Source organism: Arthrobacter arnarulunnguaqae (assembly GCF_051262515.1).
GTDB lineage: Bacteria > Actinomycetota > Actinomycetes > Actinomycetales > Micrococcaceae > Arthrobacter_N.
In genome coordinates this window covers 74,738-86,687 of record NZ_JBIMER010000005.1, presented here as the reverse complement: position 1 = coordinate 86,687, position 11,950 = coordinate 74,738, and the positions used below count along the sequence as shown (strand labels likewise).

Genomic DNA, 11,950 nt, shown 5'->3' with positions numbered 1-11,950 from the left:
TCGCCCGCGCTACTTGCGCAGCGACTCGGCGATCTGGGCCATCACGGTGTTGTCGGCCAACGTGGACGCGTCGCCGACGTCGCGTCCCTCGGCGACGTCCTTGAGCAGGCGGCGCATGATCTTACCCGAGCGGGTCTTCGGCAGCTCGGGGACGACGAGCACGACCTTCGGTTTGGCGATGGGGCCGATCTCCTTGGCGACGTGGTCGCGCAGGATCTGCACGACGTCGGGACCCTCGGCCGGTTCTCCGCGCAGGATCACGAACGCGACGATCGCCTCGCCGGTCGTCTCGTCCTTGGCGCCGACGACGGCGGACTCGGCCACGAGCGGGTGGGACACGAGCGCGGATTCGATTTCCGTGGTGGAGAGGCGGTGCCCGGAGACGTTCATGACATCGTCGACGCGGCCGAGGAGCCAGATGTCGCCGTCCTCGTCCTTCTTGGCGCCGTCGCCGGCGAAGTACATGTTCTCGAAGCGCGACCAGTACGTCTCGCGGTAGCGGTCCATGTCGCCCCAGATGCCGCGCAGCATCGACGGCCACGGGTCGCGGATGACCAGGTAGCCGCCCTCGCCGTTGCCGACCGACGCCCCGGCCTCGTCGACGACGTCCACCGTGATACCGGGGACGGCAACCTGCGCGGAGCCCGGCTTCGTCTCGGTGACGCCCGGCAACGGGGCGATCATGTGTGCGCCGGTTTCGGTTTGCCACCACGTGTCCACGATAGGGGTGGGGTGTTCCTTGCGCTCGCCGTTCTTCCCGCCGTTGGTGCCGATGACGTCGCGGTACCACATCCATGCCTCGGGGTTGATGGGTTCCCCGACGGAACCGAGCACCCGCAGCGAGGAGAGATCGTAGCCGTCCGGTATCTCGCGTCCCCACTTCATCATGGTGCGGATGGCGGTGGGCGCCGTGTAGAGGATGGTGACGCCGTACTTCTCCACGATCTCCCACCAGCGGCCGCGGTGCGGCGCGTCCGGGGTTCCCTCGAAGATGACCTGGGTGGAACCGTTGACCAGGGGGGCGTAGGCGACGTACGAATGGCCGGTGACCCAGCCGATGTCCGCCGTGCACCAGTAGACGTCCGTCTCGGCGTGCAGGTCGAAGGTGTCCTTGTGGGTGGCCGCCGTCTGCGTCAGGAACCCGCCCGTCGTGTGCACGATGCCCTTGGGCTTGCCCGTGGTGCCTGAGGTGTAGAGGACAAAGAGCGGGTGCTCGGAATCGTGGGCCACCGCTGTGTGCTCTCTCGAGGCGGACCCCACGACGTCGTCCCACCACTTGTCCAGCCCGTCGTTCCAGGCGACGTCCTCGCCGTTGCGCTTGACCACCAGGACGTTGTCCACGCTGTGGCCGTCCGCGGCGAGGGATTCGTCCACGGCCGGCTTCAGCGGGCTCGGCTTGCCGCGGCGCCAAGTGCCGTCGGCGGTGACGACCAGCTTCGCCTCGGCGTCGTCGATGCGGGAGCGCAGGGCGTCGGCGGAGAACCCGCCGAACACCACGGAGTGGACGGCGCCGATGCGGGCGCAGGCCAGCATCGTGATGACCGCCTCCGGAATCATCGGAAGGTAGACGGCCACACGGTCTCCCTTGGAGACGCCGAGTGATTCGAACGCGTTGGCTGCCTTTTTCACCTCGTCCGTCAGCTCCGCGTATGTGTAGCTGCGGGTGTCTCCCATGGCGCCTTCGAAATGGATGGCCACGCGGTCGCCGTTCCCGGCCTCGACGTGGCGGTCCAGGGCGTTGTACGCGGCGTTGACCGTCCCGCCGACGAACCACTTGGCCACGGGTGCGCCGGACCAGTCGAGGGCCTCCGTGAATTCGGTGTCCCAGGTGAGCATTTCGCGGGCTCGGTCCGCCCAATAGCCGAGCCGGTCGGCTGCAGCACGCTCATAGAGGGAGGCGCTGGCGACCGCGTTGCCTGCGAAGTCGGCGCTGGGCGCGAACCGGCGTTCCTCGTGCAGCAGGTTGTCCAGGGCTGAGGCATGTGTTTCAGACACGGGGGGTCCTTTCGGAACGGAATCTTGTGCTGTGATTCAGGTTACAGGCGTCCCGTGGCGTGTGGTGTCGTCGCTCACAGGCACGGCCGTGAAGCGCACCGATTCTGCGGTAAGCGGTCGGACGGGGCCCCTCGGGCGGACGCCACGGGCGGCGGCGGTGGTGCCGGGGCGCGCCAGCGCCGTTAAGCTGGGGCGAGAAGCCCTTATGTGGACCGCCGTGAGGCGGGAGAAGGAGTCACCATCGTGTACCAAACCGACCAGGACCACGCGTCCGCCACTGCGCTCGCCGGGCCGTTCACGCTGCGCGAGGTGGTGGTGATGGCCGGCGGCGTCCTGCTGTTGCTCGGGTCCGTCCTGCCCTTCCAGGTGGCGGGCACTTTCGTGAACCTGTGGCTATTCAGCTCCATGGTCTTCAATCAATTCCTCTCCCTGGCCCTGCCGATGCTGATCGCCGGCGCGTTCGCTTGGAGGCGTCTGAGTGGACGCCGGCGCGTGGTGGTGGGATCGCTGACGCTGGACCAGCTCGGCTCCGTCGTGGCCGTATTGACGGTCGTCTACTTTTTTCTCGGCACCGTGATGTCGATGAACGCGGGATTCCTGCTCGGCCTGGTCGGGGCCTTGGCGCTTCTGGCCGGAACGACGACGGCGCCGGTGATTCCCGGGTTCGCAGCCGACTTCGAGCCGGGCGACGGCCCACTGCTGACGCGCCCGGTCCGCGCGGCGAGCCCGGTGACACCCCGGGCGGGCCGCGCGGATGCGCCGGCGATAGGTGCATCCGATCCGAAGGCGGCAGCCGCCACCTGGCCGCCCACGGTCGACTCCACCGTGGGCACCGCGACCGAGCCCGTCGGGCCGTCCGCGGCTACCGGCCAGCACGAGGCGGTTCCGGCGTCGGCCCAACCGCGCCGCGAGGAGGTGGCGACGTCCCCCGACGAAGCGGCGCTCGCATCCGCCCCCGACGCGGCCGCTTCCCCTGACGACGACGAGCCGTTCGAGGCCAGCCGTGGTGCGGACGAGGAACACTCCTACCAGGCGTTCTGGTTCGCCGTCCCGCGGCCGCGGGAGGTCGTCGACGAGGACACCGGCAGAACGGTCTTCACGGCCGAACCCGGGTCGTGGATCCTGGCCCTGGAAGACCGCGGCCACGAGTATCTGATCCAAGACACCGATGGCAGGATCGGCGTGCTGCGGGATCTCGCGAACGTCGAACGTGCCTAGCGCGGAATCCACCCTCGCGCTCAAACGGCGGGCACGGCGGATCAACCGTCTTCTGGCGGACGCCTATCCGTACGCCGTTCCCGAGCTGGACTTCGACAACGCCTTCGAACTTCTCGTGGCGACCGTCCTCTCGGCACAGACCACGGACGTCCGCGTCAACGCCACGACGCCGGAGCTCTTCGCCCGCTATCCGGATGCCCGCGCACTGGCGGAGGCTGATTCGGCGGAGCTCCAGGACCTCATCCGGCCGACGGGATTCTTCCGGGCCAAGTCCGAGAACCTCCGGGCGCTCGCCCGCCGGGTCGTGGACGAGTACGACGGCGTCGTCCCGGGACGCCTCGAGGACCTGGTCACGCTGGCGGGCGTGGGCCGGAAGACCGCGAACGTGGTGCTTGGCAACGCCTTCGGTGTTCCGGGGATCACCGTGGACACGCACTTCGGCCGATTGGCCAGGCGCTTCGAATGGACCCGGGAGACCGATCCCGTGAAGGTCGAGCACGCCGTCGGGGTCTTGTTCGAACCGAAGGACTGGACCATGCTGTCCCACCGGGTGGTCTTCCACGGACGCCGCGTGTGCCATGCGCGCAAACCCGCCTGTGGGGCCTGCCCCGTCGCCAACCTTTGCCCCTCCTACGGCGAGGGTGAAACGGATCCCGTCGCCGCCGCGAAATTGCTGAAATACGAGCTGTCGCCGGCCCGCACCGAGTTACTCGAGTTGATGAGGGCTGGCAAGACGCGCCGGGAGTTGCGCGCGCTGGGCCACGGGCTGGACGCGTGAGCGCCCGCGCGGAGCTCGAAGCGGTGGTCGCACGGCGCCGACAGGCCCTGGATGCCGGCGCCGAAGGGACCACCGCGATGCCGGACTCCTGGATATTCCGCGAGATGGACGTCGCCGAGGCTCGGCGGGCCGCCGTGCTGATCCTGTTCGGGCGCCTCGATGACGTGCCGGCCCGGCACGGATCGACGGCCGTCCCCGCCGATCTCGACGTGCTGTTCGTCCAGCGGGCCGACACCCTGCGCCAGCACCCCGGCCAGATTGCCTTCCCCGGCGGCGCCGTGGACGATACCGACGCCTCGCGGATCGCGGCGGCGCTCCGTGAGGCCGAGGAGGAAACGGGCCTTGATCCGGGGGGCGTGGAGGTTCTGGGGGTCCTGCCCGATGCCGAGCTGCCCGTCACCAATTTCCTGGTGACGCCCGTTGTCGGCTGGTGGGCCAGGCCGTCCGAGGTATTCGTGGTCGATCCCGGCGAGTCGGCCAAGGTGTTCCGCGTGCCCGTCGCGGACCTCCTCGACCCGGGGAAGCGGGGGACCGTGGTGTTGAGGAGGGACGGCCGGCGCCATTCGTCGCCGGCGTTCGTCGTGGACGGCGAACTGATCTGGGGGTTCACCGGCGTCGTGCTGTCCCGGCTGTTCGACGAACTCGGCTGGACGCAACCGTGGGACGAGACCGTGGAACTAGCGCCTCCCCGCATCTGAAAGCCTGCGTTTCCCGGCGGCAGGCGCGCCCCCCCGGCCCACCGAGGCGGGGCGTGGCGCACGCGCGTTGCCGTGCCGCCAACCACGGCACGGACCGACCGGGTGGCCGGACGGCCGAGAGACCGGCATTGCGCGGCCAACGGCCGCAGACGCCCGGACGCCGCTGCGCCGAGCCGCGCCAAACGCTGCACTATGGCTCCGAGCCGGGCGGCGACGAATGTGAGGCGCGCGGCCGACACCACGGCGCCCACGCCGACCGAAACGCCGACGGTCAGTGATGCGGCGAGGGCAGATACGCACGCGACGGCGGCGCTCGCGACGGCCACCTGCAGCACTTCGTTTCGGACCTCCTGATGCGCCGCGTCCACGTGCCCGGCGAATTCCGCGCACGACTCCCCGAGAGCCTGGCAGACGTCGGCGAGCGTATGGATGTCCTCGGCCCCGAGCCGCAGGGCATCGGCGATCAATCTCGTATCGGCGGATGCGCAACCGGACAGCTGCCGGATGGCGCCGGGCGGGTGTGAGCAGGCCAGCGACCGAAGCCGGCCGCCCGCGTGTTCCCAGACATCGGCCGCTGCCCGCAGCAGGACCGGTGAGGCGCCGGGCCACACGACGCCGCTCATGTCCAGCACCCACTGGTGCAGTACGGCTTCGCCGATCACCGGCGCCCCGGCGGCACGAGGTGGCGGGGAGGGTCGGGGTGCGGGGCGCCCCACGGCGGGCACTGACCGGGGGACCGGTTCGACGCCGGCGTTGGCGGCCTCGACCGCGGAGTACACCGCCGCGCAGAGGAATTGGGCCTCGGCCAATCCCGCGAGGGTTGCCGCCGCGCAGTCCAGACCGGCGAACACGGCGGCCGCGGCGTCGTCGTAGGAAGTCGCAAAGTCGCGGCCGGTCTCGTCGGTACCCGCCATGCCGAGGGTGCCCCCAAGCCCGCCGAGGGACGCCGACGCCGCGGCGTCGAGCTCGCCGACCAGCCGCGCCGTCGTTTTGCCGGCGTCGTACAAGGCCGCCGGATCGATCGCCAGTTGTGCCAATGCTTCCTCCCCACCGCGCCCACCGTGGGCCCGGAACCGAGCCTAGGCGCATCGGTGGGGAGTGGCCGCCCCGGTCGTCGGGATTGTGGATAACCCGGCGCGGGACACTACTTGGCGTTCGCGTAGGACTCGACGACGGCCACGCCCACCGGGAACTCCACGGGCGTTCGGCCGAACATCAACTCCGCGGCGGCCGTGGCGGCGTCCTGGGCGATTCCGGCCGCGGCCTCGGCGCGACCGGTCGGAACATGCAGGACCACTTCGTCGTGCAGGAAGAAGGCCAGCCCGCCGGTGTCCCTCCCCGACAGGCGCTCGGCATGGAGGCGGCGGCGCAGCTCGCCCAGCCAGCACAGGGCCCATTCCGCGGCGGTGCCCTGGACCACGAAGTTGCGGGTGAAGCGTCCGCGGGTGCGTGCCATTTGGTCGGCACGCCGCTGCTCTTCGGCGTCGGACGTCCGTTGGGCGGCCAGCCACGCCTCGGACGCCGGCGGGGAACATCGGCCCAGAAACGTACAGACCGTCCCTCCGGCCTCGCCCACCCGGGCGGCGTGTTCGACCACCTCCACCGCCTTGGGGAACGTGCGCGTGAGCTGCGGCATCAGACGTCCGGCCTCTCCGGTCGTGGCACCGTACATCGCACCCAGCATGGCGACTTTTGCGCTGGCCCGGTCCCCGCCGAACCCGAGGTCGGCAATCCCCTGGTAGAGGTCCCGGCCGCGGGCCGCGTCCGCGAGCGCGTCGTCGTTGGCGAGGACCGCCAGGATCCGCGGTTCCAGCTGCGCGGCGTCGGCCACCACCAACCGGTGGCAGGGGTCCGCGCGGGCCGCGTCGCGGACGGTGTGCGGTATCTGCATCGCACCGCCGCCACGCGATGACCAGCGGCCGGTCACGACGCCGCCGACGACGTACTCGGGCCGGAACCGGCCGTCGGCGACCCACGCGTCCAGCCACGTCCATCCGTTCGCCGTGAGCAGCCGCGACAGCTTCTTGTACCGCGCCAGCGGATCGAGCGCGGGATGGCTGAACTCCTGAAGCTCCCACTGGCTGGTGCTCTTGGCATTGATGCCGGCCCGATGCAGTGCGCGGAGCAGCTCCTGGGACGAATCGGGATTCAGCGCCGGCGCGTTGAGCGAGGTCCTGAGTTCGCGGGCAGCATCCTCGAGCCGCGCGGGCCGGATGCCGGGCGCGGTCCGGGGTCCCAGCGCCTCCAGCAGGAGAGCCTCGTGGATGTCGCGCCTCCACGGGATGCCGTGGTGCTGCATCTCGGACGCGGCCAGCGCGCCCGCGGACTCCGCGGCAAGCAACAGTTGGAGCCGGCGTCCCCGGAGACTCCGCGGCACCGCGGCCAGCTGGTCCGCGAATTCTTGGGCGAGAGTCTCTGCGGACCCGCCGGCCGCTTTGGGCTCCTCGAACAGCGTGCCCTGGTTTTCCGGCGGACGGGGCGGCAGGAGGGCCTGCGGCGGCTCGGCGCCCGTGGCGGGGGCCGCTTCCCGGCGCAAGGCGCGAACATAGCCGGTGTCCAGTGTCGAGGTGGAGTGCCTGATGATGTTGCGGCAGAGCGTCAGGTCGTGGGCCCGTTCCACGCGGCTGCCCGCGGCGAGCAGCCGCGGGTACCAGTCCACGGTGCTTTCCCAGACCCAGCGCACGCCACGTGCCTCGATGTCGGCCACGACCGCCGGGAGCTGGTCGCGGAAAACCAATATGGCGGGCCCTTCCGGCTCCGCCTGAGCGTCGACGAACTGCACGACGGCGGTGGCCGCACCGGCCTCGGGGGCGGGCTGGCCGGTGGAATGGGTCGCCAGGAGGGCGTATCGGGGCACCGGCCCATTCTGTCAGCATCGCCACGGGACCCCGACCCGGCCTCCACAGGAACACGGCGGAACCCTGCCGGACGCGCGTTATCCACAATGCGCGAAGACGAACCTCCGGGCCAGGCAAACCGGGCAAGGCTGGATCCATGAGGGAACCGATGAGATTCGTGGCCAATCCGCACCCGCGCGGAGGCGGAGCGCAGGCCGGCGCATCGGCGTCGACGACGGGCCCGGGCCCTGGGGCCGGATCCAGACACGGAACCGGACACGGCGCAACCGTTGGTCCGTTTCCCGAACCCGATGCCGGCAGCGCGGATCAGCCCCCCGCGGACACCTCCGGTTCGGGCACGCGGACGGCCGGGGACTGCCTGCTCGTGACCCGTGACGAGGCACTGGCGGACCATGTGGCACTCGTCGCCGCGGCGGCCGGCGCAGTCCTGCACGTCGCGCGCGGTCCTTCCTTGGGCCGGCCGGATCCCGGGGGCGTCATCCTTCTGGGTCCGGATGCCGCGGACGCTGAGACGGCTCAGCGAGGGGCCGGGACCGTCATCCTGGTGGGTTATGCGGAATCTGAGGACGGTCTGTGGAAAGCGGCGGCGCGCCGGCCCGGGGCACGCGTGGCCGTCCTGCCGAGGGCAGCGGCGTGGCTGGGTGAGTTCCTGGGCGAACTTGGCCTACGTCGGGGTCCCGGTCGCGTGTTGCTGGTGGCCGGAACTGCCGGCGGGGCGGGCACGACCACAATCGCGGCGCTGACCGCGGCCGCCGCCACGCTCGAGGGACAGCGCACGCTGCTCATCGACGCCGATCCACACAGCCCCGGTCTGTGGCCCATGCTCCGGCCCGCTGCGTCGGGCACGGTGGGGTGGGAGGACCTCGCGCTGTCGCGCGGCCAGGTGGCCCCTTCGCAGTTGGCCGAGATCCTCCCCGTTGTCCAGGGCATGGCGGTGCTGACCTGGGCCGACCGCAGCCCCAGCGGTGAGCTTCCCGGCCGCGTGCTGGGGGAGGTGGTGGCCGCCTCGCGGCGAATCTTCGACGCGGTGGTGGTCGACGCCGGACGCGTGGCCGGCCTGGACGCCTCCCTCGTGGCCGTGGCCGACCTCGCGCTTGCCGTGGTGCCGAGCCGCTCGGTCGCGTCCCCGGGTTGGTTCCCCGACCCGGCCGTCGACGCGCTGCGGTGGCAGGCGGTCGTCACGGGTAGGCTCCCGGCGGGGGCCGACGCGGCGCGCATTGCCTCGGCGTCCGGACTCGAAGCGGCGGGTTTCCTTCCCGACCTGAGGGCGATCCGCAACGCAGCCGCGGACGGCCGGTTGTTGTCGTGCCTCGGACGACGGAATGTGCGCGCCATGCTCCGGCCGCTGGTGGCCGCATGCCGTGCATCGGCGGTCGCGCCGCGAAGGGGACTGGCGGCGTGATCCCCGACGGATCCGCCGACTCGCCGAAACCCGCCGGCGGGCCGCGCCGGCATGGCCGCCGGAGTTGGTCCGCGGGGCCGCACGCCGCCACGGAAGCCGTAGACGCACGCGTCTTGGAGGAGGTCAGGAACCGTGCACTGCGGGCACCGGGCGAGCTCTCCGGCGCCGACTTGGCCGGGGCGGTCCGGGCCTCCGGGCTGGTGGTCGGCAGCGGTAGCGCGGCGAGGGTCATCCAGCTCCTGCAGGAGGACCTCCGTGGACTCGGGCCGCTTCAGGAGGCCGCCGACGAGGATGGGACCACCGACGTCCTGGTCGATGCCCAAGGACTCGTCTGGTCCGACGGCACCAACGGCCTGGCTGCGACGGGCATGCGCTTCGCCGAGGCGGACGATGTCCGGCGGCTGGCGGTGCGCCTGGCCGCAGCCGGGGGCCGGCGACTGGACGATGCCCAGCCTTTTGCCGACGTCGTGGTGGGGCGGTACAGGATCCATGCGGTACTGCCCCCCGTGTCCACCGGAGGACCGCTGTTGTCCGTGCGCATCCGCAGTTCCGTTTCGCCGCGGCTGGACGCGCTGATGTCGGGGACGCGGGCGGACGCTTGGATCCCCGTGCTGCGCGCGATCGTCGCCGCGCGGCTCAACTTCCTGGTCAGCGGCGGCACCGGGTCCGGCAAGACCACACTGCTCGGTGCCATGCTCGCGGAGGCCGATCCGGCCGAGCGCCTGTTGATCGTCGAGGATTCGCAGGAGCTCGCACCGGCCCATCCGCATGTGGTGGGTCTGCAATGTCGGGCGGGGAACATCGAGGGAGCGGGCGAAGTCGGCATGGGGGACCTGGTGCGCCACGCCCTGCGCATGCGGCCGGACCGGTTGGTCGTTGGCGAGTGCCGGGGCTCGGAGATCCGCGACTTTCTTGCCGCCATGAACACGGGTCACGACGGGGCGGGCGGAACCATCCATGCCAGCTCCACGGCAGCGGTTCCGGCGCGGCTCGCGGCCATGGGAGCGCTCGCCGGCATGAGCGCCGAGGCGGTGGCGGTGCAGGCATCAAGCGCGCTGGACCTGGTGGTGCACGTGGCCCGCGCCGACGGGCAGCGGGGACCGGTCCGCCTGAGCCGCATAAAGCCGGCGCCGGGGCCGTCCCTGGACACCGAAGTGGTGGCGGAGGCGGATGACGCCTGCGGCATCCGCTACGGTCCGGCTGCGCCCTGGCTCCGCGACGAGCTGATCGCGAGGTCCGTTCCGTGGAAGTGGTGATCGTGGCCGCGCTGCTGTCCGGCGTGGGCGTCTGGTGCGCGTTGCCAACCGCGACGCGGCGTTTCGAGGGAGGGCCGCGAGCGCGCGGAGTGGGCACCGGGCACACGCACGTTCACCGCACCGGGGGAGACGGGGAAGCGGCGCGTTGGCGGAGGGTTGTCCGCGCGGTCGTCGACGGTCGCGGTCGTTGGCGAACGCCGGCGATGCCGGCCGACCAGCATGTTCGTGCTCTGCGCCAGTTGGCGTCCTTACTGCGTTCCGGCCGCACGCCCGCCGAAGCATGGGCGCTCCTCGGGGAGACGTGGGGTGGACTGTACCCGGATCCGCGACCAGCGGCGGAGGCCGGTCCGGCCGGGGACATACTCGCCGCCTGCCGCGCGGCACGCAGCGCCCATGAGATGGGTTTGGCCCCGTCCTCCGGAATAGAACGGCACGTCCGGGCGCAACCCGGGGGACACTCGCGCATCTGGGTTCGACTGCTTTGGTGCGTGCGCCTCTCGGAGACGACGGGGGCCGCGCTTTCGGACCTGCTCGAGCGTCTTGCGGGCCAACTCGAATCGAGCGAGGACCGGCGTCTGGCCCTGGAATCGGCCCTGGCCGGACCGCGCGCGACGCAGCGCATGCTGGCCTGGCTGCCGGTGTTCGGATTGGGACTCGCACAGCTGGTCGGCGCGGAACCGTTGGCGGTTCTCACGCTGCATCCGGCCGGTCGCCTCTGTCTGGTTGCGGGCATGGCACTGTGGTGGGCAAACCGCGCCTGGGGCCGGCGCCTGGTCGCGGGCGCAGCGGTCTCCGGGGGCCGCAGGTGATGGTCCTGGTCGCGTCGCTCACCGCCGCACTCGCGGTGTGGCTGGTGCTGGCCAACGGGATTGCTCGGCGTCGCCACAGAAATGAGGCGCCGGCCCATCCTCTCGCCGGCGGAGTCGGCGGTCCATCGGGGACGGGCGTTCGCGGAGGCCGGCAGAGCGCCCCGGGCGAAGAGGTTTTGGCGGAGGACGACACAGCCCTCGTCCTGGATTTGAGCGCCATGCTGCTCCAGGCGGGGCTGCCCGTCACTGGCGTGCTGGCGGTGCTCGCCCGCGAGGTGCCGGGCTGTGGAGCCCTCCACACTGTCGTGCGCTCGCTGGACCTGTCCTTGCCGTGGGGAAGGGCATGGGCACAGGTACCGGAGCCGCTGGCGTCGTTGGGGGACGCGCTCGCGTTCTCGCACCTGACGGGCGCGGCCACCGCGGCGCTTTTGAACGCCGCCGCCGATCAGCGACGCCGCTCCGACATCCGCGAAGCGGAACGTCGCGCTGCCGAGCTCGGCGTTCGACTCGTTCTGCCGCTGGGTGTGTGCGCGCTTCCGGCCTTCATCTGCCTGGGCATCGTTCCAGTGGTCATTTCCCTGCTCCCGGACCTCGGGTAGCGAACCGACTTCCCCCCAACATGCCCGCGACCTCCCTGCTCATCCAGAATTTGGCGGATGGACCGAAATGCCGGCGCACGCCCGCGGATGCTGGAGGAAGGTCCCGGTGCGGGACCGTGACGAACGACGAGGAGCACGCACATGGAGCACATTAGCCAGGAACACGACCAGCGGCCGCATGCCGCCGAGGCGAATGAGGAAGGTATTGCCACGGCCGAGTTCGCCATCGTCACATTGGCGGCGGTCGGGTTCGCCGGCCTGCTTGTCACCATTCTGAGCAGCGGCGACGTCCGCGAACTCCTGATGGGCCTGGTCCGCCAGGCACTGTCGTACTAGG

Annotated in this window: 10 protein-coding genes and 1 pseudogene; 8 read left to right on the top strand and 3 right to left on the bottom strand. The window is 71.2% G+C overall.

The window, feature by feature from the left end:
• Positions 1 to 9: 9 nt before the first annotated feature.
• Positions 10 to 1,995, bottom strand: a complete 1,986-nt coding sequence (gene acs / locus ACHAAJ_RS06845) for an acetate--CoA ligase (protein WP_435727247.1) — start codon at positions 1,993 to 1,995, stop codon at positions 10 to 12.
• A gap of 243 nt (positions 1,996 to 2,238) precedes the next feature.
• Between acs and ACHAAJ_RS06840 the strand changes: the two genes are divergently transcribed.
• The 3 genes from ACHAAJ_RS06840 to ACHAAJ_RS06830 are packed head-to-tail and all read left to right on the top strand — an operon-like array spanning position 2,239 to position 4,689.
• Entirely contained in the window at positions 2,239 to 3,213 is a 975-nt protein-coding gene (locus ACHAAJ_RS06840) for a hypothetical protein (RefSeq protein ID WP_435727246.1), read from the top strand.
• A complete protein-coding gene (gene nth, locus ACHAAJ_RS06835; protein ID WP_435727245.1) occupies positions 3,164 to 3,991 on the top strand; it encodes an endonuclease III in 828 nt (275 codons plus the stop codon). Before ACHAAJ_RS06840 ends, nth begins: the two co-directional genes overlap by 50 nt.
• Entirely contained in the window at positions 3,988 to 4,689 is a 702-nt protein-coding gene (locus ACHAAJ_RS06830; RefSeq protein ID WP_435727244.1) for an NUDIX hydrolase, read from the top strand. Before nth ends, ACHAAJ_RS06830 begins: the two co-directional genes overlap by 4 nt.
• Before the next feature lie 284 nt (positions 4,690 to 4,973).
• Here the strand turns inward: ACHAAJ_RS06830 and ACHAAJ_RS15665 are convergent.
• Both ACHAAJ_RS15665 and ACHAAJ_RS06825 read right to left on the bottom strand, forming a co-directional pair.
• Positions 4,974 to 5,603 (bottom strand): annotated as a pseudogene (locus ACHAAJ_RS15665) (WXG100-like domain-containing protein); the annotation flags it as partial.
• A gap of 230 nt (positions 5,604 to 5,833) precedes the next feature.
• Positions 5,834 to 7,546 carry a bifunctional 3'-5' exonuclease/DNA polymerase gene (locus tag ACHAAJ_RS06825; RefSeq protein WP_435727243.1) on the bottom strand — a complete coding sequence of 571 codons (1,713 nt, stop codon included), beginning with the start codon at positions 7,544 to 7,546 and terminating at the stop codon, positions 5,834 to 5,836.
• Between the two features lie 137 nt (positions 7,547 to 7,683).
• On the opposite strand from ACHAAJ_RS06825, the gene ssd reads away from it, so the two are divergent.
• From ssd to ACHAAJ_RS06800, 5 genes are all read left to right on the top strand, one after another.
• Positions 7,684 to 8,949, top strand: coding sequence for a septum site-determining protein Ssd (gene ssd / locus ACHAAJ_RS06820; protein ID WP_435727242.1), 1,266 nt, complete (start codon positions 7,684 to 7,686; stop codon positions 8,947 to 8,949).
• Entirely contained in the window at positions 8,946 to 10,205 is a 1,260-nt protein-coding gene (locus tag ACHAAJ_RS06815; protein ID WP_435727241.1) for a TadA family conjugal transfer-associated ATPase, read from the top strand. Before ssd ends, ACHAAJ_RS06815 begins: the two co-directional genes overlap by 4 nt.
• Positions 10,206 to 10,693: 488 nt before the next feature.
• Positions 10,694 to 11,014 carry a type II secretion system F family protein gene (locus ACHAAJ_RS06810; protein ID WP_435727240.1) on the top strand — a complete coding sequence of 107 codons (321 nt, stop codon included), beginning with the start codon at positions 10,694 to 10,696 and terminating at the stop codon, positions 11,012 to 11,014.
• Entirely contained in the window at positions 11,014 to 11,613 is a 600-nt protein-coding gene (locus tag ACHAAJ_RS06805) for a type II secretion system F family protein (protein WP_435727348.1), read from the top strand. The genes ACHAAJ_RS06810 and ACHAAJ_RS06805 overlap by 1 nt, the downstream gene beginning before the upstream one ends.
• A gap of 141 nt (positions 11,614 to 11,754) precedes the next feature.
• Positions 11,755 to 11,949, top strand: coding sequence for a DUF4244 domain-containing protein (locus tag ACHAAJ_RS06800; RefSeq protein WP_435727239.1), 195 nt, complete (start codon positions 11,755 to 11,757; stop codon positions 11,947 to 11,949).
• The last annotated feature ends 1 nt before the right edge of the window (position 11,950 follow it).